19 protein-coding genes are annotated in these 24,251 nt (G+C 49.4%); 10 read left to right on the top strand and 9 right to left on the bottom strand.

The genetic code is table 11. From position 1 onward, the window contains the following. Positions 1-317: 317 nt before the first annotated feature. Positions 318-2,681, top strand: a complete 2,364-nt coding sequence (locus HBA55_RS02665; RefSeq protein WP_166986661.1) for a TonB-dependent receptor — start codon at positions 318-320, stop codon at positions 2,679-2,681. On the opposite strand, the gene HBA55_RS02660 is transcribed toward HBA55_RS02665, so the two are convergent. From HBA55_RS02660 to HBA55_RS02650, 3 genes are all read right to left on the bottom strand, one after another. Continuing rightward, entirely contained in the window at positions 2,675-3,556 is an 882-nt protein-coding gene (locus HBA55_RS02660; RefSeq protein WP_166986658.1) for a TIGR02285 family protein, read from the bottom strand. The genes HBA55_RS02665 and HBA55_RS02660 overlap by 7 nt on opposite strands. A gap of 182 nt (positions 3,557-3,738) precedes the next feature. Further along, complete coding sequence (locus HBA55_RS02655; protein ID WP_166986655.1) at positions 3,739-4,146, bottom strand: hypothetical protein; 408 nt, start codon at positions 4,144-4,146, stop codon at positions 3,739-3,741. Between the two features lie 44 nt (positions 4,147-4,190). Further along, positions 4,191-5,327 carry a YkvI family membrane protein gene (locus HBA55_RS02650; protein WP_166986652.1) on the bottom strand — a complete coding sequence of 379 codons (1,137 nt, stop codon included), beginning with the start codon at positions 5,325-5,327 and terminating at the stop codon, positions 4,191-4,193. A gap of 158 nt (positions 5,328-5,485) precedes the next feature. Here HBA55_RS02650 and HBA55_RS02645 point away from each other — a divergent pair, with 158 nt between their 5' ends. Next, the gene (locus HBA55_RS02645; protein ID WP_166986649.1) at positions 5,486-6,097 is read left to right on the top strand and encodes a 2-hydroxychromene-2-carboxylate isomerase; all 612 of its coding nucleotides are present in this window, start codon (positions 5,486-5,488) and stop codon (positions 6,095-6,097) included. Between the two features lie 27 nt (positions 6,098-6,124). On the opposite strand, the gene HBA55_RS02640 is transcribed toward HBA55_RS02645, so the two are convergent. Beyond that, positions 6,125-7,417: a Na+/H+ antiporter NhaC family protein gene (locus tag HBA55_RS02640; protein WP_240945859.1), complete on the bottom strand. Its 1,293-nt coding sequence runs from the start codon at positions 7,415-7,417 to the stop codon at positions 6,125-6,127. Between the two features lie 347 nt (positions 7,418-7,764). Here HBA55_RS02640 and HBA55_RS02635 point away from each other — a divergent pair, with 347 nt between their 5' ends. The 3 genes from HBA55_RS02635 to cuyA all read left to right on the top strand — a co-directional run bounded on the left by HBA55_RS02635 (position 7,765) and on the right by cuyA (position 10,760). Further along, positions 7,765-8,706, top strand: a complete 942-nt coding sequence (locus tag HBA55_RS02635) for an isoaspartyl peptidase/L-asparaginase family protein (RefSeq protein WP_338109359.1) — start codon at positions 7,765-7,767, stop codon at positions 8,704-8,706. A 45-nt stretch (positions 8,707-8,751) separates the two neighbouring features. Continuing rightward, the gene (locus HBA55_RS02630) at positions 8,752-9,648 is read left to right on the top strand and encodes a M55 family metallopeptidase (RefSeq protein WP_166986643.1); all 897 of its coding nucleotides are present in this window, start codon (positions 8,752-8,754) and stop codon (positions 9,646-9,648) included. Between the two features lie 86 nt (positions 9,649-9,734). Continuing rightward, positions 9,735-10,760, top strand: a complete 1,026-nt coding sequence (gene cuyA, locus HBA55_RS02625) for a D-cysteate sulfo-lyase (protein WP_166986640.1) — start codon at positions 9,735-9,737, stop codon at positions 10,758-10,760. On the opposite strand, the gene HBA55_RS02620 is transcribed toward cuyA, so the two are convergent. Beyond that, positions 10,744-11,241: a GNAT family N-acetyltransferase gene (locus tag HBA55_RS02620; RefSeq protein ID WP_166986638.1), complete on the bottom strand. Its 498-nt coding sequence runs from the start codon at positions 11,239-11,241 to the stop codon at positions 10,744-10,746. The genes cuyA and HBA55_RS02620 overlap by 17 nt on opposite strands. Before the next feature lie 210 nt (positions 11,242-11,451). Between HBA55_RS02620 and HBA55_RS02615 the strand changes: the two genes are divergently transcribed. From HBA55_RS02615 to HBA55_RS02605, 3 genes are all read left to right on the top strand, one after another. Then, the gene (locus HBA55_RS02615; protein ID WP_166986635.1) at positions 11,452-13,332 is read left to right on the top strand and encodes a CocE/NonD family hydrolase; all 1,881 of its coding nucleotides are present in this window, start codon (positions 11,452-11,454) and stop codon (positions 13,330-13,332) included. 211 nt (positions 13,333-13,543) lie between these two features. Then, positions 13,544-15,631 carry a TonB-dependent receptor gene (locus tag HBA55_RS02610; protein WP_166986633.1) on the top strand — a complete coding sequence of 696 codons (2,088 nt, stop codon included), beginning with the start codon at positions 13,544-13,546 and terminating at the stop codon, positions 15,629-15,631. A 230-nt stretch (positions 15,632-15,861) separates the two neighbouring features. Beyond that, entirely contained in the window at positions 15,862-16,914 is a 1,053-nt protein-coding gene (locus HBA55_RS02605) for an asparaginase (protein WP_166986631.1), read from the top strand. A 5-nt stretch (positions 16,915-16,919) separates the two neighbouring features. Here the strand turns inward: HBA55_RS02605 and HBA55_RS02600 are convergent, their stop codons facing one another. The 3 genes from HBA55_RS02600 to HBA55_RS02590 are packed head-to-tail and all read right to left on the bottom strand — an operon-like array spanning position 16,920 to position 19,633. Further along, positions 16,920-17,930 carry a serine/threonine dehydratase gene (locus HBA55_RS02600; protein WP_166986629.1) on the bottom strand — a complete coding sequence of 337 codons (1,011 nt, stop codon included), beginning with the start codon at positions 17,928-17,930 and terminating at the stop codon, positions 16,920-16,922. Between the two features lie 9 nt (positions 17,931-17,939). Next, on the bottom strand, positions 17,940-18,983 hold the full coding sequence (locus HBA55_RS02595) for an AraC family transcriptional regulator (protein ID WP_166986626.1): 1,044 nt from the start codon (positions 18,981-18,983) through the stop codon (positions 17,940-17,942). A 29-nt stretch (positions 18,984-19,012) separates the two neighbouring features. Next, positions 19,013-19,633 (bottom strand): helix-turn-helix domain-containing protein, encoded by a 621-nt coding sequence (locus tag HBA55_RS02590; protein ID WP_166986623.1) that lies wholly within the window; start codon positions 19,631-19,633, stop codon positions 19,013-19,015. A 356-nt stretch (positions 19,634-19,989) separates the two neighbouring features. On the opposite strand from HBA55_RS02590, the gene HBA55_RS02585 reads away from it, so the two are divergent. Further along, positions 19,990-20,949, top strand: a complete 960-nt coding sequence (locus tag HBA55_RS02585) for an ornithine cyclodeaminase family protein (protein ID WP_166986620.1) — start codon at positions 19,990-19,992, stop codon at positions 20,947-20,949. A gap of 9 nt (positions 20,950-20,958) precedes the next feature. Continuing rightward, the gene (locus HBA55_RS02580; protein ID WP_166986617.1) at positions 20,959-22,113 is read left to right on the top strand and encodes an alanine racemase; all 1,155 of its coding nucleotides are present in this window, start codon (positions 20,959-20,961) and stop codon (positions 22,111-22,113) included. Positions 22,114-22,167: 54 nt separating this feature from the next. Here HBA55_RS02580 and HBA55_RS02575 read toward each other — a convergent pair whose 3' ends face one another. After that, complete coding sequence (locus tag HBA55_RS02575; protein WP_166986614.1) at positions 22,168-24,030, bottom strand: DUF885 domain-containing protein; 1,863 nt, start codon at positions 24,028-24,030, stop codon at positions 22,168-22,170. Between the last annotated feature and the right edge of the window lie 221 nt (positions 24,031-24,251).

The following is a 24,251-nucleotide window of genomic DNA, read 5'->3' as shown; positions in this document are numbered from 1 at the left end:
GCCTGTTGCAGGTATCTTACCCCCTAAACAGGGGAATGTGTTCTTGCATGGCTGGCAAGCGCTATTACCTAGGGTCTGATATTCTCTTTGGTTCTAACGCGGATCATCACCCCGGTTATGCTGACGTTTCCTGAGCGGTTTCTCGGGCTCGCCTGCAGTCTCAAAATTTCTATTCTACCCCCCTAGCGCTAGGGGGGAATGCTGTTAGTTCCCTTGCTAACGTGGTAATTGCCCTGAGAGAGTGCTTTTACAGGGCCCAGGCGGTTTGTATCGCCAAATCATCTATAATATTCCACGGTTTTAGCGGAGAAAAAACCATGAGAGCATCCATCGCATCCACATTGCGTAACGCCCGGTCCTACCCCTATTCAAAGACGTTACTGTCTTGTGCCATCGCCTTATCGATGACTGGCGGAAACACCTATGCCGTAGACGGTGAATCTGAGCAGTTCAGCCTTGAAGAAATAGTAGTTACTGCACGCAAGCGATCAGAGAATACCCAGGATATTCCCATTGCCATCACTGCCTTATCGAAAGAAATCGTCAATGATGGCAACTTTGACGAACTCAATGAATATATGGAACTTGTCCCCAACGCGACTTTCTCCACGGACACTGAGACCAGCAGCGAAATATCCATCCGTGGCAGTGCTCGTAACCAAGTTGATGAGGATCCTAGCGTAGGCGTCTATCGTGACGGTGTCTATATCGGTGGACTGTTGTTTTCTTCGGCCAATTTCTATGACGTAGAGCAGGTGGAAGTACTCAGGGGACCCCAAGCCGGACTCTATGGTCGAAATGCCGTAGGCGGAGCATTGAATGTCACCTCTGAGAAACCAGACTTCAACAGTGAAGGCTATGTTGATGTCCAATTGGGATCCAAGGATCGTCAGGAGTATCGATTTGCCACTAACCTTGAGGTTATTGAGGACGTCTGGGCGCTGCGCCTGGCGGGGCTGTATATTGATCAGGATCGAGGCTTCAACTACGACGAAAAAAACGACCAGTATCTTGATGCGCACAAGAACAAGTCTATTCGACTGAGGTCACTCTATACCCCCGACGACAGCCTGGAGTTCCTTACGACCTTGGATCATTTTTCAACTGACGGCAGCGTGCCCTCCGTAGTTCTCGGACCGAATGTCGCTATGACGGCTGTTGATTCCAATGGTTTCTTTCCCGTACCAGGTACCAGTCCCGATGATACCGACTCCCTGAAGAGAAGCTTCAAACAGAAAAGAAACCTGGAACAATTCCAGGCGATTCAGGAAATTAACTATGACCTGGATCAGGGTACGCTAACAGCGCTGGGCAGCTATCGGACAACGAACTTCGGCTCTTTGACTGACCGGGACTACGATGAACTGGATTTGAGAAAGACAAAATATGACGCCAGTCAAGATTCCACCTTTTTGGAAATTCGCTTCGCATCCAATGACAACGATGGCTTCCGCTATACCGTGGGGGCGACATTTATGGATGAAGAGACTGTCCTTAACTATGAGAATGTCATCGGTGGTCTATTCGGGCTCGATTTTGAGGAACTCTACGCCACAGGTGTGGTAACCCCGCAGATTGCCTCGGTGTTTGGATTGCCGGCCGGTATTCCGATTGATGCAATCGGCCTGACGCCCTTCGCAACGGGATGGGGAGGAGAACTGGGTGATTCCTTTCCGACTAATATGATCAATGAACAGACCCTGGAGTCATTTTCGACTTTTGTGGAGACTAACTACACCATTTCGGACACTCTCGAAGTTTGGGGTAACCTTCGTTACACCCAGGATGAAAAAACCATCGAGTTTGGACAGTACTTTGGCGGTGATCGGGAGTGCCCTATCGCATGCGCCGAAATTTTTGATGTTGTCCTGGGTGTCAACCCGGAAGCGGGAGCCAAATCTAGCGCCACTTTCGAGAATTTTTCACCGGGAATCGGCATCAATTATCAGATCAACAACGACATCTTGACCTATGCGAAACTGGTGACCGGATTTAAAGCCGGTGGTTTTAACAGCATATCCGGCTCCGTAGACAATCTCCCCTTCGACGAAGAAGAAACCGTCGCGTTTGAAGTCGGTGCCAAAACACTGTGGTTTGATGAGAGGCTTAAAATCAATGTCGCGGCATTTGCGCAAAAACGTAAGGACGCACTGGTTACTGTTATTGATCCGGTAATGGTGGTGAATGACATTGGTGTTAATGCCGGGGAAATCTACAATAAGGGTCTGGAAGTAGAGGTCAGTGCGAGACCAACCGCTGGATTAAGGATTCAAATGGCGGCTGGGTATCTCGACGCGGAGTTTGAAGAGTTCACCACCGGAGGAACCGACTTCGGTGGTAATCAGGTTCCAAAAACCTTTAAATACACTTTCTCTGGTGTTGTTTCTTACAACATGCCGGTTACGGATGAAATGGATCTTTTTACCTATCTCTCCTACAAAAACGCAAAGGATGGATTCACTGATAACGACAACTTTGAAAAAATGGACTCACCGGAATCCGTGGATCTGAGAGTGGGGCTCAAGAGCGATGCGTGGAAGCTGGTCGCTTTCGCTGACAATATCACCGATAACCGTTACACGTCATATGAATCAAACACGACAAACCTCGGCGGTCGTCACTGGGGATACTATACCGCTGGCAGGACCTATGGTCTTCAGCTGGCGTACTACTTTCAATAATGTTCCCCGCCAAACTTCGCCTGAAAACTTTTCCTGTAGTTGGAAATTTCATATTCCGGTAGCCAGTTTTCAATCCTGGCGGCGGATCTGTTCCTGACTTCGGCAATCAAGGGGTCGATACGGCGAATAACGGACTGGCCCCAGGAATTCCTGGGGCACCCGACAAACACTTCAACATAGTCAGGTGCACCAGTCAGCGGGATCAGCGTTACTTTATTGAGATCACCCTTTAAAACAAACTTTATAACCCAGCTGTGCTCCAATATGTAATCGACTCTGCCCGCCAACAGCATATGCAACAGGGCGCGGGTGCTATTAAATCCTGAATGCCGGTAAATACGGTTATGGCGACCAATGCCCTTGAGTTTGTCATCCAGCGTATTTCCGTACGATGAACCTGTATTCAATCCAAGTCTTAAGTTTGGGTGTTCTTCAATCATTTCCCGGAGGGAAATTTCGCCATTCTGCCAGCCCGTTTGGGCATGAAATTCGTCCAACCTGTCACTGGCAACGGCAAGTCGGGGCGAGGACAGCCATCCCACCGCGACACTGCTGAAGCGCATCATTGACTCTCGTTCCGGGGTCTTAAACATGACCGCACAGATTTTCTCTTTAGCCGAAATCATGGCAATGATTCTCAACAGCTTTGCCTGAACCTGATGATGTTGAAACTCGGGGAGATGTCGTTGCAGTTCGACATAAATGTTGTCGGCGATTCCGTTCCCTTTGTCGATACCTTCTATGATAAAAACAGGCGGTTGATCACTGTAGACACCCCAACCGATAGTGTCAGCCCGATTCTTGTCTCCAATATCGCAGTAAACAGACCTGGAAAGAATAAGCAGGGGAATGAGTATTGCCAAATGGAATTTCACGACTGTTCCCACCTCGGGGTAAATCAGCTAGTCGTTATATAGAGTAGTCAAAAAATTTCCAGTCAGGCACTTTCAGGCCCAATGTCTTAGACCAAATATGCCGTATTGCGGTGCCATAGTGAGGTGGGAGCGAAAAGAAATCTGCAGGGAGATATGAGGCCGAAGATGGCCTCTTATAGTATTCAGTTATTGGTTGGTGACTTTGCTGCGTTACTCTTGATATCCATGATTTTGCAAATAAGGCGATCTATGGATCTCTGGGCGGAAGCCGTTAATCCGCCATTGCTTTGCTGTTCTTTGATAGCATCCTCCAAGATGGCAAAGAGTACGTCAATGTGGTCTTCAGACAGATTGCTGTTTTTACAACGAATTCCGAAAACGTTTATCCAGCTGTCGCTTTGGTGGCCAAGTATCATGAGCTTGTAATACAGGGTCTTCTCAGGCGGTTGCGGATTGATGAAGTCAATCAAAGCGCAAAGAATGGACACCGGGCTTAAAACGCAGGCCCTGAGAGCATCAACACTCAGCTTAAACTGGAAGATCGCAGTGTCTTTCAGCAGCGACCAGCGGTTTATATTCTGTGGTTTCATGATTGAACCTGCGCGTAAGTCAAAGTCTAAGTTCGTGGCAACTGCTATGATGAGACAGTACCGGTAAAAGACTTACCTTTAGCCCCGTTAGCTTTAACGATTTTCCAAACGCCCAGGGTTAACAGAGGTATGACAAATATTGCAAAGTAGATCCAGGCAATCATTCCATAGCCCTGACCGATGATATTGGTGATGCCCCAGGTAGAAAGAAGTGCACTGACTGTGATTGCACCCACAGCGATCAATGCATGCAGATTTCGACTGGCGGCTCTTCCTCTTTTTTCCACCAAATAATTGTCTATCCTTTCGTTAATTCCCTGCAATATTCCCGCACCTGTTTCAATAAAGGTGCCGAACAACATTGCCGTATAGAAGATCAGCAAAACGCTCATGCCATATTTGTCAATCATCCAGTAAACGGGGAGTTCCTGATCAACGACTTCCGGGTAGACCGCATAGAACGCAATGTGAAATAGTGCACCAGGAATCAGTGCCAGTAGGGCTGCAATGATCCCCGAGCCCACGGCTTCTTTACGGTTTGAAAAGTGATGTGCAGTGTAGAGAATCAGCGGTGCGATGGTAAGGTTGTACATTGCATACTTGAAACCACTGACATCCCACCCGTCGAGGATTTCCGGACGTGCAAAAGAAGCGCTAATGTTTTCACCACCCTGACTAATAACAACAGCAAAGAAAGTAACAAACACGGCATAAAGGAAAAACGACCAGTAGGTAAGCACCTTGGAAACCACATCCCGTCCATAGAAGGTAAGCAGCGCGATAACACTCATCATTATCCCCAGCCCGGTCCAGTAGCTGATGCCGAGGTTCTCTTGGAGGATCTTGCCAGAGGCGGCAGCCAATACCGCAAGTACAAGAGGCAACATGGTAATGGTGATCAACTCGAACAGCAGCCAGGCTGGACCCAGCAGGGTTTTCATCAAGCTGCGATAGTCATAGCTGCGGTACAGGCGGGCTAACTCAAACAAGGTTGCCAGAACTGTCGCCATCACCAAAAAGGTCACCACCAGGCCCAACAGTCCGCCATAGAGACCAAACCGGGTGAAATATTCCACGACTTCTCGACCCGTGCCATATCCCCCACCCACCATAACGGATTGAAATACACAACCCGGTATGACATAGACCCTGAAAGCGTGACTGTTTAAGAAATTTCCCACGTCTTCTCTCCCGTAAGTATAAGATGACAGGTTACTCGACCATAATTCCGTTTTCCCCCCACGATAGGGGGGGGGATCGAATTGTCGGCTCTTATAGTATGGCGTTAAAGATAGATTGTCCGCAGCCACATTATAGTAGGTATAAAGAGCAACTCGATATGATAGATTTTTACTTCGACTTCTTATCTCCCTATGGTTACATTGGTGCCATTCAAATTGATGATCTGGCGAAAAAATACGGACAGGGCGTGGATTGGCACCCCATGTTACTGGGCGTATCCGTCATGAAGGTGATGGGCCTCAAACCCCTGCTGGAAACGCCGCTAAAGGGAGAATATGTGCTCAAGGACATTCCCCGCCTGGCGTCAATCTATGGGGTGCCACTGATAACTCCAAAAAATGGTTTACCCAAACCGGTACCACCGGCACGAGCCTTTTGCTGGGTCAAGGGCAAAGCCCCGGAGAAGGCTGCGGAGTATGGCCGCACAGTCTACCAGGCTCAATGGCGGGACGGACGAGATATATCCGAGCCTGAACTCCTGGCCGAGCTTGCCCAAGACATGGGTCTTGACGGAAAGGCTTTGCTTCACGCCCTGGATGGTGACGAGTTGCGTCAGGCTCTGCTGGTTGAGGTAAACGCTTCCCTCGAATTGGGGGTTTTTGGTTCGCCCACTTTTGTGGTCGACGGGGAGATGATCTGGGGTTGTGACAGACTCTGGATGCTCGAACATTGGCTGGCTCATGGTTGCTGGGATCAGAAAACGGCCTGACAAAAACGGAATCTGTGACATATCGCATTACAGCCAAACACCCATAATGGCAAATCCCAGCAGCGATACTGCACCTCCCAACAAAGCATAGGGTAACTGTGTACGAACGTGATCGATATGATCCGTTGCTGATGCCATTGAGGCGACGATGGTGGTATCACTTATCGGCGAGGTGTGGTCACCAAAGACCGCACCGGACAGAACTGCAGCCAGAAACGGAGCGGGGGGCATTTCAAGGGCAATGGCAATAGGTACGGCCATTGGGATCATTATTGCAAAGGTTCCCCAGCTGGTTCCGGTAGAGAATGCAATCAACGCGGAAGCCAAAAAAATGCCAGGAAGTAACAGGTACAAAGGCAGGGTATCGTGAATGAATCCGGCGATATACAAACCGGCATCCAGGCTCTTTGTAACGTCACCCAGTGCCATTGCAAACATTAATATGGCGGCCACCGGCACCAGCCCCCCCGCACCCTGCAGAGAGATACGTGTGAGTTCATCGGCAGAGTGTGTTCTTCGCACCAACGCCAAAATCCAAGCTGTGCCTAGCCCAATCAACACTGACCAGAGAACACTGGTGGAGCCTGAACCTCTGATCAAATTGCCGTTACCCGTGATCATCAGGCTCACCGGCATGGCAACGATCATGGCAATGATCGGCAAGGCCATGGCACTTGCCCTGGGGGTTGCCCTTTTGTCGGTCTCCTGGGCCAGCAGTGCCTGATCCATCATCGGTGTAGCTCCTGGCCACAACAGGTTTCCGGCTTCGGTACGAGCCTGAGCTTTGGCCATAGGACCAAACTCGGCAGGTATAAAAACCGATACCCCAGCCAGCAAAACAGCCGTGATTGGGTACAAATTCAGCGGAATCGAATGAACGAATACTTCCAATGCATTGTCGACACCTGTCGATGACAGTAAGCCGATATTAAAGGCACCCCAGGCGTTGAGAGGTATCAAAATACAGATTGGGGCGGATGTGGAGTCGATCAGGTAAGCCAGCTTTTCCCGTGAAATTCTGAATCGGTCGAAGAGAGGTCTGGAAACGGTTCCGGCTACCATAAGTGTTATATTAGACTCGATAAAAACCACGACACCCATCATCCATGCAAGGAGTTGAGCCCGCCGAGCATTGTTTACCCAGCGATGAGTTTCGAGCCATCGAACCAGACCCCTGACGCCACCACTGTGCTCAACGACCGCTATCAGACTGCCAATAACCAGTGTAAACAAGATGACTCGGGTATTCCCCGGATCAGCAAAAATATCGATAGTTCCGTCAATGCCTGCACCGAGACCGGCAAGAGGATCTCCCCCCATGAGAAGGCTGTAGCTGAGCCAAATTCCACCGGCCAATGAGAGAAAACTTGCTTGGTACTGATCGCGAGAACAATGGTAAGCAATGTAGGAAGGAGAGAATACCAGGTGAGATCGTTCATATCTGGAATAGTACCTTTTCCAGATCACGTACGTCGACGGGTTATCTCATTAAATTTATTCAGAGTCATGACGAATTTATGGCGTTGATCGCAGGGATGACCATTGATAAATTCAGAAGCTGACGTGCTGACCTGGATTATCTGGCTATGAAGTATTGCTCCCTATTGCTTGCATGTTGTTCACTCCTGTTTGTTAATTCGAATGCTCTCTCCGCGGAACCCAGGTTGGTGATCCATGGTGGTGCAGGTACCATTGCCAAGTCTGATTTAACGCCGAAGTTGGAGCAGGCCTACTTGGACCAGTTGAAACAGGCTCTGCATGTGGGTTATGGAGTTTTGGAAAACGGAGGCACAAGTCTCGATGCCGTGTCTGCCGCTGTGGTGGTGCTTGAGGACTCGCCGCTGTTTAACGCCGGCAAGGGTTCCTCCTTCTCTCATGAGGGGCGCAATGAGTTGGACGCCTCTATCATGGACGGACGAGATTTGTCCGCAGGCGCGGTGGCAGGAGTAAGGCTGGTGAAGAACCCGATTAAACTGGCCCGAACTGTCATGGAAAACTCGGTTCATGTAATGATGGCCGGCTCCGGGGCAGAGGCGTTTGCGCGGGAAAATGCATTGGAGATGGTCGAACCGGACTATTTTTACACAGAGCGACGCTGGCAGATGCTGCAAAGAGCGAAGTACCCCAAGGAGCAGACCCGTATTCAGCCCGTTGCGCCCCTTTGGGAAGAGCGAAAGATGGGGACGGTGGGAGCAGTAGCAATCGATTCTGAAGGCAATCTGGCAGCTGCCACCTCTACCGGAGGCATGACGAACAAGCGCTATCAACGAATTGGCGATTCGCCAATCATTGGTGCGGGCACCTACGCGGATAATGCCTCTTGTGCGGTTTCGGCCACAGGCCACGGTGAGTACTTTATCCGGGCAAATGTTGCCCATGATATCTGTGCTCGCTTGATGTACAAAAAAATACCGTTGCAACAGGCTGCCGACGAAGTAATACAGCAGAAGCTGGTGTCTATGGGGGCGAAGGGCGGCATCATCGCGATTGACAATAGCGGAGAGGTAGTGATGAATTTCAATACAACGGGGATGTATCGCGGAAAGATAGGGCCCGATGGCTTGGAAGTTGCAGTCTATGGAGAAAAGGCGGTGATTAGCGGTGAATAGCGATAAAAATTCTGTCTTGAAAAAGTCAGCGTCCGAGGAGCTATCATGTTGAGGTCTTTCATAATTTGGTTATTGCTGATGCCTCTGGGTGTTGCAACAGCTCAAGCCAAAGATTCAAAAAAAATCTATATTTCAGCAGACATGGAGGGGCTGGTTGGCGCGGTTACCGAACACCAGCTCGCCCCAGGCGGTTTCGAATATCACCAGTTTCGCCAGATCTACACAAATGAAGTGAATACTGCCATTGAGGCGGCATTCAAAGCGGGAGCAACAGAGATTCTGGTCAGTGACTCCCACGGTAACGGCCAGGGACTGCTGCCGGCCGAACTTAATCCGAATGTGCAACTTGTTCGATCCTGGCCCCGGCCGTTGTTTATGATGGAAGGGATCGACGATTCCTTCGATGGGGTGATTTTTATCGGCTACCACTCCGGCTCCGACAATCCCGACGGGGTGCGAGCACATACTATTTCCAGTACGAAGTTCACCTCGGTTAAGATTAACGGTACGCCCATGACCGAAGCCAGCTTTAATGCCGCCATCGCCGGTCACTTTGGTGTGCCGGTGATCATGGTTTCAGGTGATGATGCCATCGCAGAAGAAGCCGCTGCTTTGCTTGGCGATATCGAAACTGCCGTTGTGAAATGGTCTCTGGGTTTTCATTCGGCCAGAACACTATCACCTCCCGCCGCCTATTCAGTTATCGAAGAGAAAACCAAAAAGGCGCTGCAAAAAACAGGGAAGATCGAACCCTATCGTTTCAAAGGGCCAATCAATCTGGAGCTGAGTCTTAAAAGCCGCCGCACAGCGGAGCTTTTAAGCTATCTTCCTTCTGTTGAGAGGGTGGATTCTTACACCATTCGATACACGGGCAGGAACATGATAGATGTTTCAAAGTTTGTTGTATTCGTGCTGATGTACAGGCCGGTGTTCGACGCATAGTCGAAGATAACCGCGTCGTGTTTGGAAAGACTTCAGTGGCGCGCTTTTAATTTGCTATTCATTGGACTAGAAGGTCGGGTTAGAACATGCTCCTATCCAGATTTCCGCGCATTCAGCTAGCGCACAGAAAAACTCCACTTGAACGTCTACCCCGATTGAGTAAATACCTGGGTGGGCCAAACATATACATCAAACGGGACGACTGTACCGGTCTCGGCGCCGGTGGCAATAAAACTCGAAAACTTGAATTTCTGATGGCCGACGCGTTACTGAAAAATGCGGATACTGTCATTACGGCGGGTGCAATACAATCAGGGCACGCCAGACAAACAGCGGCGGCGGCGGCCAAGCTGGGCCTAAACTGTGAGTTGGTCATAGTCGATGACATGCTAAACCCGGATAGTGATTATAGGGAATCCGGGAACATGCTGCTCGATAGATTGTTTGGTGCTAAAATTAGGCATTGCTCCGGGGGGGCTGATGCGGCAACCACCATGGGGCAGGTCGCGGATGAGATAGCGGCATCAGGGGGCTGTCCTTATGTTATTCCTATCGGCGGATCAAATGCAGTTGGCTCGCTTGGATATATCGATTGTGCGATGGAATTGATTACCCAGGCCAATGAGCAGCAACTCCCTGTCGACCATGTGGTTCACGCAACGGGGAGCGGTGGTACTCAGGCCGGCCTGTTGATGGGCTTGAGTGCCTTGAATTGCCCCGTTCCAGTTCTCGGTATAGGGGTTAGCTCTCCCGAACAGGAGCAGATAGAAAAGGTACTTCGAGTCGTCTCAGAAGCCTCGCAGCTCCTGGGCGAGGGTAATGCACCAGGGCGTGACAATATTGCCGTCAACTGCAATTATATCGGGGAAGGCTATGGAATTCCCACAGAGTCAATGCAGGAAGCTGTGCAGATAGTGTCACGGTTGGAAGGGATATTACTTGATCCGGTCTATACCGGCAAAGCCATGGCCGGATTAATTGATCTGGTTCGCAAGGGCCATTTTAATGAAGACGACAACATCGTTTTCGTGCATACCGGCGGTTTACCGGGCCTGTTTGCCTATCGAAAACATATTTTCCAGCATGAGCCTTCAGCTATTTCTTCAGGGTAAGAGCCATTTCATGCCAACTCAGACCACCATGATCGGATTCTGATTGTTTGAGATATTTGAATCCGAATTTCTCATACATAGATATCAGATCTGTCTGACAAATAAGAAAGACATCCATCTTTTTCAGGGTTCTCATGCTTTCAATAAAGTGCTCCAGCAGCATTCCAGCATAGCCATTACCCTGAAATTCGGGATGGACAACGACAGACAAAATAACAATGTGGGGCCCCTTCGGATTATGTCCGACGAGTTCCTTAAACTCCTCGTCGGAGAGTTCCACATTGTCAGTGGCGCCGGAGTTGATAAAGCCGGCTATTGTACCCTCGACTTCCAAAACCATGAACCCTTCCGGGTAGCGTAGAATTCTATTCGAGATCTTTTCCTTGCTGGCAGCTTCGTCGCCACTGTAGGCAATCGATTCAATATGGAAGCATCTGTCGAGATCAGGTGGTGTCACATTTCGAATTGTTAATTCAGGCATATTCGACAACTTAGGGGTGGAGATTCATGGATTCATTATAACGGCCGCAATCGAGATTCAATAGAGAAAATGTCGTTGGTACTATGGAAAAATCGATAGCTTCATCAGTATTTTGCGCTTGTGTTGGGAGCCGGAATCAGAGAAGAATGGTCCGCCATTTCCATCAAATTGGGCACAAGTAGTTGCTTGTTCAAGACGAGGAGGCTTCGATTGAGAATACTTGTCTATATTCTGCTGCTTTTTTACCCTGCTATGTTGGCCAGCGCAGGTGAAGAGGGATCTGAGGATTCAGCGGGTGTTTCGTATCAAAAGCGGGAATATATGATCCCCATGCGCGATGGTACCAAGCTATTTACAGCCGTCTATTCCCCGAGGGATATATCGCAAGAGTACCCCATACTGCTCTATCGGACACCCTACTCGATCCGCTACTACGGAAATTCTCACATTCCCATGGATTCGATGGGGCCTTCAAAGGAATTCTCAAGAGAGGGATACATATTCGTTTACCAGGACATTCGCGGAACCTTCCGGTCTGAAGGTGAGTTTGTGCCCATCCGCGCGATAAGAACCGACAAGTCAGATTCCAAAGCAACGGACGAAAGTACAGACAACTTCGATACCATTGACTGGCTGATAAAGAATATCGATGGCCACAATGGACGAGTCGGCCAATGGGGTATTTCCTATATGGGATGGACGACTGCAATGGGTATGATCGATGCTCACCCGGCGCTAAAAGCGTCGTCTCCTCAGGCATCACCTGCAGATATGTTTATTGGCGACGATTGGCATCATAATGGTGCCTTCAGATTGATGTATTCTTTTGACTGGTTGAGTCGCAGAGGCAGAGAACGAAGTGGTGTTACGGAGCAGCAACCCCAACCCTTTGATTACGAAGGAACGCCCTGGGGGTATAAATTCTTTCTGCAAGCGGGGCCAACGAGTGAGCTTAACAAGAAGTACTTTGATGGACGTGTGCCGGCATGGCAAGATTTTGCCGAACACCCAAACTACGATGAGTTTTGGCAACAGCAGTCTGTTACACACCACCTGGAGCACATAAATCACTCGATCCTAAATGTAGCGGGCTGGTTTGACGCCGAAGACTTCTTCGGGCCATTGTCCATATACAACAAAGTTGAGAAGAGCAATCCAGGTATTGAAAATTCGCTGGTGATAGGGCCTTGGAGACATACACAATGGTTGCGTGACAATGGTCGATCTCTGGGCGACATTGACTTTGGGTCAAATACCACCGAATGGTATAAAAAACATATTGTTCTTCCCTTTTTTGAATATCACCTGAAAGGCAAGGGCGATTGGAAGCCGGTTGAAGCCACGGTGTTCGAAACCGGAAGCAATCGTTGGCGCAAATTCGATAAATGGCCGCCAAGGACTGCAAGTGTAAAGAAACTCTACTTGCGCGTAGGTGGTAAGCTGGCTTTCTCCCCGCCGCCGTTGGATTCCACTTCAATTAAAGACAGCTATGTAGACGATCCGAAAAAACCAGTTCCGTTCTCAACTGACATTCGCACTCGTCAAGGGCACTCATGGATGATTGAAGATCAGCGCCTGGTTTCGACGCGACCTGATGTTCTTGTTTATCAGACGGATATTCTGGAGGAGGATGTCACCATTGCCGGCCCCATTGGTGTCAACTTGTTCGCTTCGACTTCAGGTACGGATGCTGATTTCTTTGTGAAGCTTATAGACGTCTTTCCTGGTAACACTCCGGATCCGGAGTCCAACCCAAGAGGTGTCAAAATGGGTGATTATCAAATGCTGTTGGGAGCGGAGGTTATGCGTTCGAAGTACCGTGAAAGCTTTTCCCACCCTAAACCGATGCAACCTGCCAAAGTGTCCCCCATTCAATTCACAATATGGGACAAATTTCACACCTTCAAGAAGGGACACCGCATTATGGTTCATATTCATTCATCCTGGTTTCCGGCCTACGACCGAAATCCCAACAAATTTATGAATATATATAGAGCCAGAGAGGGAGATTATCAAAAGGCAACCCAGACGATATATCGTTCGAGTACAGCGGCTTCTCACTTAGAACTTCCAGTGGTCCCATCGCACTGATGCTGGTGGGCTGGTGCCTATGAAAAAATCAGATAGCGTTAATAGATAAATTGTCTTTGCGTGCTACGTTTAACCCCATAGACTGACATGGAACTGGTCTATAATTGAACTGCCGCGGTTTACAAGTATGGTGCTTCAGATTCCAGTGTTCCTGAATTTAATACCGAATAATCAAAAACTGCAGAAATCGCAAATACAGGTGAGAGGAAACATGCAGAGTAAATCTTCTTCAATCAAACCATTGGCGTTCCTAATTTCTACATTTTGTTTTCCGGGCGCAGCAATCGCAGCGGATGCGGGCAAAGAAGCTTATGCCGACTCCGAGTCACTTCTCGAAGAGATCGTTGTCTATGCTCAGAAAAGGCAAGAGCGACTCATGGATGTTCCGATTTCCATGACGGCGCTTTCTTCCGACGTGCTTGAGAAGACCTCCGCGCTGGCGCTTGAAGATGTCGTTACCATGGTCCCCAATGTCCAGTTCGTTAACCTCGATTCCAATGCCGCATCGCTGTTTACACTCCGCGGTTTTGGCAGTGACACCACAAACGGAGGGTTGGAGTCTGGTGTTGCCGTCTATCACGATGGTGTCTATTTGGGACGCTCAGGTGCGTTTAACGCTGCACTCCTAGATTTGGCCACTGTTGAGGTGCTCCGAGGTCCGCAGGGTACCTTATACGGGCGTAACAGCACATTGGGAGCCTTCAATATTATTTCCAAGAAGCCATCCAACGAAGTGGAAGGAGCCATTGATATTGGTGTAGGTAATTACGACCAGCGTACGATCAAGGGTCATCTCAACCTGCCTGTGAACGATCGTCTGGCGCTTCGCGGTGCGGTAATCTCGACAGAACGGGATGGCTATCTCGACAACGCCTTCACAGGTGAATCCATTAACGATAAGGATTCTCTGGGTGGTCGTTTACTGGCAAGCTACCAAGCATCCGATGATCTTCAGATCACCTTCTCAATCGACGCGCAGAGGGACCGAAGCAACGGCGGTACGAAAGATATTACCCCCAGCCCTGAGGACCAGAAATCTCTGACAGACAGGCAAGTTAACGAACAGGAAGGAGCTGATGACCGTGATATATGGGGCACTGCTATAACCCTGAGTTACAGTCTCGGCGATCATCAGTTGACTTCAATCACCTCCTATAGAGGCACTGATCTGACCTACATCGCAGATATAGATCAAACCCCCGATGAGTTGGTCGATGCGATGATTACCGAAGATCAATATCAAATCAGCCAAGAACTGAGAATCGATTCACCGGACAGTGATCGTCTGACCTGGTCTGCCGGCTTCTACTATTTTACACAGGACTTTGATCGCGAAACCCAAATTGAGGCGCCGGGATTTGGTGGGTTGAGCGCATTGTGGGCCAGCAGTGAAGTTGCCGAAGCCTATGCACTCTTCGGTAACGCCAGCTATGATTTGAGTGATGCACTGTCGGTATCCATGGGTCTCAGGTACACCTGGGAAGAAAAGACCATAGATTTTTACCAGAATGCCTCTTTCCCCGGGTTCATCAATGTTGCTCCGTTCACTGAGACTGCGAGCAGTGAAGCGCTATCACCGTCTCTTGTCGTGAACTATACATGGAGCGAAGAGCTTAACAGCTATGCCAAAGTGGTTCGCGGGTTCAAGAGCGGTGGTTTTAACGCTACATCAGGAACCAGTCCCGGGCAGGCTGAATTCGATCCGGAATACATCACCTCTTATGAGGTCGGTGTGAAATCGTCATTCCCTGACAGCAATCTGACCTTTAATGCGGCCGTGTATTATCTCGACTATACGGAGCAGCAGGTTAATATGCCAGGAGAATTGCCAGGACAAAGTACCGTGGTCAATACCGGAGAAGTTGCTGGCCGGGGCCTGGAGATGGATATGACCTATCGTCCTACAGAGAACCTGATGTTCGTTGCCTCTGCAGGCTACAGTAAAGTTCTGAAAGAAGATGGCCCGGAAAGAGCCAATTTACCCAGGTGGAACGGTAGTTTGGCCGCCCAGTACGACTACAAAATCGCCGGTGAATTCAGTGGGTTTATTCGCGCTGATCTGAACTATCGTTCAGAGTTTTATTCAACCCGAAACCACATATTTAACAATAGCGATGTCGTCTTGGTGAATGCTCGTGCAGGGATAAACCTGAACCAATGGCAAGTTTACCTGTGGGGTCGAAACCTGACCGACGAAGAAGTATTTTCGAATACAGCCTTTAATGGAGTCGCCGGCGGAATTAACTCCAATATGGAGCCCCCCAGGACTTTTGGCATTGGAGCCAAATTTACTTACTGATCGTGGTTTAGTCCTATTCGGGAGCGGAAAAGAAATTCCGCTCCCGAAGCAGTTCATTTCAGCTATCTTAACTCGACATCTCTTCTCACAACGCTCATATTTCGTGAAACGTCTTGCCTGGTAGTCTTCTCTTCTGGAACTCTTAAGACCGCTGCTTTGCAGGGCTACTATCCTGAATACACAGGCGCAGGGTTTCGGTGATAAATACATCTAATATCGGAGTTTAGACCATGGCAAGAGTTTTCAATATCAGTGCATTTCTGATATCAGTTTTCCTTGTGCACTATTCGGACTATTCTGTCGGAGAGGCCGAGGTGGTTGTATTAGCTACTGGCGGTACGATCGCGGGAAGTGGCGTAAATTCGACAGGGTCAAGCTATCAATCAGCGACATTACCAATAGACAGCCTGCTTGGCAGCGTACCAGAGATTCACGATCTGGCAAATATAACAGGCGAGCAAGTTTCACAAGTCGGCAGTCAGGCAATGACCATGGAAATCTGGTTGAAGCTGGCACGGAGAGTTGAGTATCACCTGAGCAGGGATTCTGTAAGCGGTGTTGTGGTTACACACGGTACCGATACCATGGAAGAGACGGCTTATTTCCTGGATCTGGTTATCGACAGTGAAAAACCGGTGGTTTTGGTTGGTTCTATGCGCCCTCCGACAAGCATAAGCCCAGATGGCGCCCGCAACTTGTATGATGCAATAGCCCTGGCTTCGAGTAAAAAGGCGAGGAACTATGGCACGATGATTGTGATGAATGGTCAGATTCTCGCTGCGAGAGACGCAACCAAATCAAATACCCTAAACGTCAATGCATTCGTAGCACCTGGGAAGGGGCCTTTGGGCACAATTGATCTGGGGTGTTCGACTCTTTTCCATCCTCCAAAGCGAAGGTCGTTCCACTTTGACGTCAGCGGGGTCGATTCACTGCCGTCTACCGAAATTGCTTATGGTTATGCAGGTGCTTCGCCCGCTGCTGTGAGTGCTTTTGCCGAGATTGGCGTAAAGGGAATCGTCTATGCCGGAGTTGGCAATGGGAATCTATTTCCCGCAGTAGAATCTGCATTGGCGAGAATGCGACAGCTAGGTGTCATTGTCGTAAGAAGCTCTCGAGTTGGATCAGGTCGAGTCATCAGGAATGCTGAGGTTGATGACGATCTTCTGGATTTCGTGGTCTCTGGAGACCTGTCTCCACAGAAGGCACGAGTCCTTTTGATGCTGATGCTGACAAAAACGGACTCTGCCAAAGAAATTCAACTTAGGTTCTACGATTCATAGAAGTATCAATATGGATCGGTCTGGCAGGTCGGTACCTCTGACAAGTAATCTTCCTGCCAGATTCGGGACATCATTTGATGGTCTATATTTCCTCCAGTCAGAATAACCAATACGGTCTGCCGTGTAGATTTGGGTCTTAACCATTGTCTGACGGCTTCCATTGACATGGCGCTTGTCGGCTCAACATGTAGCTTCAATAGATGGCTGATCCACTGGGTCCAATAGGCGATTGACTCTTCTCCTATCTCAAAAAAATCGTCCAGTTGCTTGAGATGATCAAAAGTAATGTCACCGACTGATAAGGGCATTGCTCCGTCAGCCAGAGTTACAGGCTGTTCCGGCAACCTCACGATTTCGCCCCGCCTTAGGGACTGCGCGGCGTCGTTGGCTTTGAGAGGCTCTGCGCCAATGACGCTGGTGCTGCGAGAAAGTCCACGTGTACTGATCAGGCTTCCTGAAAGAATACCACCACCGCCGCAAGGCGCGAATACGGCATTCACTTTCTTGTTCTCGCGGTGTAGATGCTCCAGAGCTTCGTAAGCTGCAGTTCCCTGGCCCGCGATCACTTGTTCATGGTTAAACGGTGGTATCCAGAAAGTTCCTGTTTGTACGGCCGCTTCCGATGCCCGTTGATCGGCTTCGGCGCGGGATTCACAAAAAACCACTTCAGCGCCGTAGGCCGCAGTTGCTTTGGCTTTCACTCTGGAGACGTTGCGGGGCATATATATGGTGGCGGGTATGTTGAATTGACGGGCACTCCAGGCGACTGCCTGTGCATGATTGCCTGAACTGTTGCTGACAACGTGTTTGGGTTTGGTGCCGGTTTCGATTAGCCAGGCCAGAGTATTACAGGCACCCCGCGCCTTAAATGCTCCCACTTTCTGTAAGCACTCGGCTTTAAAGTAGACGGAATGTCCAAGCCAATCGTTCAGACGTTTGCTGGTGACAACAGGAGTCTTATGGATGTAGGCAGCGATACGTCGTTGTGCCTGCTGGACATCATTTAAGCAAATCATTGAGGTATCCTATGCAAGTTTGGGCTGAAAATTTTTAGTCATTGAGGATTGCTCTCTCCATAAGCTGGGACTCTTGCCAGTCCAATTTTTGAAGGCGCGAGAAAAAGTACTAACATCTGAAAAACCGAGTAGTGTTGATGTCTTATCCAGCGTCATCCCGGGTCGTCTCAAGTAGCTACAGGCCATTTCTTCCCGAAGTTCGTTAAGCACTTCCTGATAGGTTGTGCACTCTTCTCGGAGTCGACGCAGCAACGTTCGATTGCTGATCCTGAAGGCCTGTGCGACCAAAGATTTGCTGGGTTCGCCTTCGTGCAGATGGGTGTTCAGAACAGTCCGGACTTGGTGCTTGAAGCTGACTCTGTCTAGCTGGTTAATCTGTTTTTCGGCAATGTCATCAAGCTGTGCAGCGAGATGCTCATTGCCGGTGGGAATGGGCTGTTGCAACTGACTGCGGTTCAGGTAAATGCAAGTTTGAGGCTGTTCATATTCGATCTTGCACTGAAACAGATCCTGATACTGTTCAATATTCTCGGGCTGCGCTCTTTCCAGGCAAATTTTGTATGGAGTAAAGGCGGTATCACCAGCAATTTCGCGCAATAGAACAACCAACGAGGCAATGCAAAAGTCATAACTCTGATAGGCAATTTCACCCCCTTGCGTGTCCAGGATCAAGCAAAACCTGTAAAGATTCCCCGATTGACTTAGATCCATGATACCTGCATCTGAAACCAGCCGCCGAAAGCGAATAAGTCGTTGTAATGCCCGTTCAAGCGTGCCGCTGCAGTGCATGGCGTATCCGACGATCTGCAAGTTCGCCAAGCGGACATGTCTCGCGGCTCTCAATCCGAGGCTTTCATCACCCGATCGCTTTTCGGCCAATTTCCATAGAGTCGTCATTTGCTCCTGGCTAACACGGCAATCACCAGCGCCCAATAAATTCGGGTCAATATCCAAATGCTGAAGTATTTCTCTACTGTCGAGTCCAACCTCATCAAGTGCCTTGACTATTGAAAGAACGATGCAGGAATTATCCGAATATTCGCATGATTTCATGGCTACACCTCTGATTATGTGAGCATTGCCTACAGGAAGCCCTTGCGCCCCTCTACACTGGGTGAACTGGTGTTGTCCGTGCCGTAAAAGTAGGTCACCAGTATTTCAGCTTTCTTTCCATTCAGTGCGGTAACCGAATGCCACATATCGCTATCGAAATAGATAGCGTCTCCTTGTTCGAGTACCTTGGGGCTATAGTATTCAAAGTGGACTTCCAATTTTCCTTTGATGACATAGACACTTTTTTCCCCTGAGTGTCTGATGAATTCGGTGTCTTCTATCGGTAGAGGGTCAACTTCAACCAGAACCACATCCATGTTTTTTTTCTTCAATTCGCTGAACAGGTAGCAGGCTCTGGTGTTATCTTCTGCGACGAACTCCCTGTCTCGCCTGTACGAGGTCACTTGCCTTGCAAGGGAATTGGAGGGAAGATCCGGTGCGGCGGTGGCTGGAGCTTTGGCGGGTACGATCTCGCTTATCTCTACGCCCAATGCCTCTGATATCTTTAGCATTTTCTCGTTGGTTAATGAAAGTAGAGTATTCTCTATTCTGGAAAGCGATGATGCCGAGAGTCCGGTCTGTTCGCTGAGCTTTGCCAACGTGATCTTTTTCTGCTTTCGAAGTTCCTTAATTCGCTCTCCTGCTTTCATGTTTTCACTATCCTCTGGTGCGTTATCGCACGACCCTAGCCAGCAACGGGTTTGTGAGTGCGAGTCATTACTTGACCGATATTACGTGAAATATTCTAGCAAGATATGCAATAAATACAAATTCTGCAAAAAATGTAGCAAATGAGTATCAAAACATATTTAAATGAAAATTAAAGAATGGTTATCCTATTTTAAGTTCTATTTGTGTGTCAACGTTGTTTTCCTTGTTCCCTAATTTGACAATATCTGCAAATTAAATTGCAAATATCTGGGTATGTTGCAATCATATCGGATGACTACTGAACCTCGAATTTGCAAGAGGTTTCGATACGATCTCGAGATCAAGGAGTACTCATTTGTACTATGTTTCCGAAAGCGTGGTTGAAGAACTGGTTACCCAAGAGGCAATCACCGACGCTGTCAAAGATTCTTTTTGTGCCCTGGCGAAGGAGGCTGCCGAATGCTTTCCCATAGTTCGAGAAAGCTTGAACTATGCCGATGCTGTGTTTGGTTTCAAGTCAGGTTTTGACCGAAGAGCTCCGGTGTTGGGGGTCAAGGCGGGCGGCTTGTGGCCGGGTAATGCGTCACGTGGGCTGGCGAATCATCAATCAACCGTTGTTTTGTTTGACGAAGACAGCGGCGAGCCTACGGCACTGGTACGAGCGACATACCTGACGGCGTTACGAACAGCCGCAGCCAGTGCCTTGTCGATTCGATATCTGGCCAGGGAGGATGCACGTGTTTTGGGAATCGTTGGTGCAGGTGGACAAGGCGCTTTTCAGTTAAGTGCTGCTTTGCGTGAGCGTGATTTTGACCTCGTCCTGATTTGTGACCCAAACCCTGACAAGATCATGACTCTTGCCACACAAGCCATTAACTGCGGCTGCGCTGCCAGACCTGCGACCCCCGAGGAACTCACCGCTGCGGACGTGATTATTACCGTCACTCCTTCTCGTCGCCCGATTTTGCAACAAGATTGGGTAACACCGGGAACGCACCTGGCCTGTATGGGGGCCGATACTGTCGGAAAGCAGGAAGTCGATGAATTGCTGGTGGCCAGAGCAAGTATTTTTGGAGATCTTGCAGAGCAAGCTGCGTTACTGGGTGAGTGCCAGCACGCGTTTAATGCCGGGTTGATACAGAAAGCGGACATCACAACCCTGGGAGCGGTCATTGAAGGTTTTCATGCCGGGCGTGTCAGCGATAACGAAATTACCTTGTTTGACAGCACCGGCATGGCGCTTCAGGATTTGGCCGCAGCACGAGTCGTGGTGGATGCAGCAAAAGCTGCTGAACGTATCATTGAGTTGGATTGAGGTCAGGTAATGAAAGAGAATTTTCCTTGTGATATCAGACAGCTGCCAACACCGTCACTCCTGCTCGAGCGTGAAGTCATGCGAGCAAACATACAGCGTATGGCTGAAAGAATGGGTGCTCTGAACTGTAATCTGCGACCGCACGTAAAGACACACAAATCACTGCAAGTTCTCGCAGATGTCGAAAAGGGAGGAAACACCGCTGGTATAACGGTTTCAACACTGCAGGAGGCGGAGTATTTCTTTGAGGGTGGTTACAGCAACATTCTGTATGGAGTCGGTTTGACCCCCAATAAAGTAGAGGCAGTGGCGAACTTGATAAGCCGAGGATGCTCGTTAACAGTGGTTACTGACAATATTGCAGCGATCAACCTGCTTGGTGAGCGTGCAAGAGTTCTCGGTATTGAACTCCCCGTTCTGATAGAGCTTGATGTTGACGGTCACAGGTCTGGTGTGCCACCAATGGGTGAAGAATTGATTGATGTTGCCAGAGCAATTCAGGAAACCAGTGGTTTGACTCTGCAAGGTGTAATGACTCACGCCGGTGGGTCCTATGACTGCGATTCCATTGACGACATCCGCCACTGTGCGCAACAGGAGCGAGACCTTGCGGTGAGCGCCGCGCAGGCAATTCGAGCAGAAGGGCTTTCGTGTCAGGTCGTTTCAATTGGATCCACGCCAACCGCCTTAATGTCAAACAACCTGGATGGCGTCACTGAGATACGTCCAGGTGTCTATACTTTTCTCGATCTTTTTCAGGTGGGACTGGGCGTAGCTCAATTGTCCGATATTGCGATAAGCGTACTTACTACGGTTATCGGTCACCAAGAAGAAAAGGGCTGGGTGATCGTCGATGCCGGGTGGATGGCAATGTCCAGAGATCGTGGAACGGAAAAACAGAGGCTGGATCAAGGATACGGAGTTGTGTGCGATCTGGAGGGAGAACCGCTGATGGATGTTATCATGGGGAAAGCCAATCAAGAGCACGGCATTATTATGGTAAGAAACGGTGCTGCACCCCTTAAGCCTTGCGACTTTCCGGTGGGAACCATGCTGCGAATCCTGCCCAACCATGCGTGCGCGACCTCAGGGCAATATGAGCATTATTGCGTACTGGAGGGTAGCAGCTGCACCAATTTCTGGCGCCGTACCCGCGGTTGGTAGCTTGATACAGGGATAATAGAACGGAGGCTCTCGGGCCTCCATTTTAAAAGGGCACTATACCTGACTGTCCAGAATCCAGCTGTTCACCTGCTCTTCCAATACATCCAAAGGCACCGAACCGTTCTTTAGCACAACGTCGTGGAACTGGCGAATATCAAATTTGTCACCCAGGATTCCTCTGGCTTTTGAGCGAAGCTGCAGAATTTTCAGCATACCAATTTTGTATGTCGTGGCCTGGGCTGGCATCACGATATAACGCTCAACCGCTTTGGTAATATCTCCCTTGGGATTAGGTGTATTTTCAGCCAGATAGTCAATCGCTTGCTGGCGGGACCATCGTTTATGATGCAGCCCGGTGTCGACCACCAGTCTGCAGGCGCGCCACAACTCCATCGAAAGACGACCAAAATCCGAGTAGGGGTCTCGATAGAATCCCATCTCTTTCGGGGCGTACTCGGCGTAGAGCCCCCAGCCCTCGTTGTAGGCACTGTAGCTTGCGTAGCGGCGGAACTTTGGTAGGTCCTTCCGTTCCTGTGCGATGGCGAGCTGCATGTGGTGACCAGGCAGCGCCTCATGGAAGGCCAGCGCTTCGGCCTGGTAACTTGGTTGGTTGCTCATCCTGTGCAGGTTGACATAGTAGATTCCAGGTCGTGAACCATTTGGGCCTGGCCGCTTATAGAAGGCTCGGCCGGCGGATTTTTCGCGAAATTCCTCAACCCGCTTTACCACCAGTTTGGCTTGCGGTCTTGTCAAGAACATCTCATCCAGACGCGCGTTAATTTCGTCGATATAGGCCTGGGTTTGGTCGAGGAACTCCTGCTTCCCTTGTTCACTTTCTTCCTTGTAGAACTTCGGGTCCGTGCGGACATGTTCAAAAAATTCTTGTAGTCTGCCTTTGAATGAGACCTTGCTCATGATTACCCGAATTTCATCGTGAATGCGGTCCACCTCCTGCAGACCGATGGCATGAATATCGCTTGCGCTGAAGTCCGTGGTGGTCATACGCGCAAGCATGTGCTCGTAGTAGGCTGCTCCGTCTGGCAGTTTCCAAACACCATCCCGATCATCAGAGCGCTGTTTGAGGCTCTCCAGTGTAGTGATCAGATTTTTGTAGGCGGGTCCCACTTGACTTGTCAGGGCTTCTTTTGCGGCTGACAGCAATCGCTGCTGTTCTTGCCCGTCAATGCCGAGCTTGCCGATTTTTGACTTGATATCCGCAAAAAGGGTGCTGTCCTCGCCGTTGTCAAAGGGCGCGCCACTGATAACATTCTGAGAGTCTCTAATCGTATGCGGGAATACAAAGCCTGGAGCAATGACGCCCAATTCGGCACGACGATTCAACCCTTCAATCAATTGCTCAAACAGTACGGGCAGTGCATTCAGTCTGGCGATATAGTCTTCAGCATCCTTTACGCTGGTAACCTTGTGCTGGTTTATCAGAAGTTCCGGCGCACGGCTGTGGACACCAAACATCTGATGCACAGGATAGTTATGATGACGCCACTTGAAATCTTCAATATCTTCTCTTAACTTTCTGGTGAACAGTGTATAGCTCAACCTTGCGTTATCGTCCAACTGTTGAAAGTCGATACTCGCTTCTACAAGTGCCAACTGTTGCTGCGCTAGCTGAAACTGCTTTTTCTGCCCTTCATCGCTCAAGTCATCCCATCTATCCTGACTGGTCTTGATGCCGAGAAAGGTCTGAAGTTGCGGTTTCATCATCACTTGTTCCATATACAGTTTATCGAACAACTGATTGGCTTGCACAGAGGGGGTAAGTGACTTTGAGTCCGCATTCAAAGACGTCGCTGCGCTATTATTGGGGTTTTCTATAGCCGAAGGCGTTAGGTCAGTATTGCACCCGCTAATCACTGACATCGCCAGAGCTGCTGAAAGTATGGTCCTGCTTGTTTTCATGGTTCTTAAGTCCGGTAAAATCGGTTGCTCGTTCGCCCGACATGATATCGCTATGGTTAAGAGGCAGTCGATGTATGGGATGTTGAAAAGATTCATTGCTCTAATCATTATTTTCCCGCTAACGTCACGATTTCCACTGCCCGGCCGGAATTTTTATGGCGCCATCCGCTATGCAGTGGCGCCTTTGGCCATGGAGTCTGGGGAGGGGGCGGAGTAGGATA

Origin of the sequence: Pseudomaricurvus alkylphenolicus (assembly GCF_011683955.1) — a bacterium.
GTDB classification, from domain to species: domain Bacteria; phylum Pseudomonadota; class Gammaproteobacteria; order Pseudomonadales; family Cellvibrionaceae; genus Pseudomaricurvus; species Pseudomaricurvus alkylphenolicus.
The sequence above is the reverse complement of the archived record's forward strand: the minus strand, read 5'-3'. Positions and strand labels throughout refer to the sequence as shown.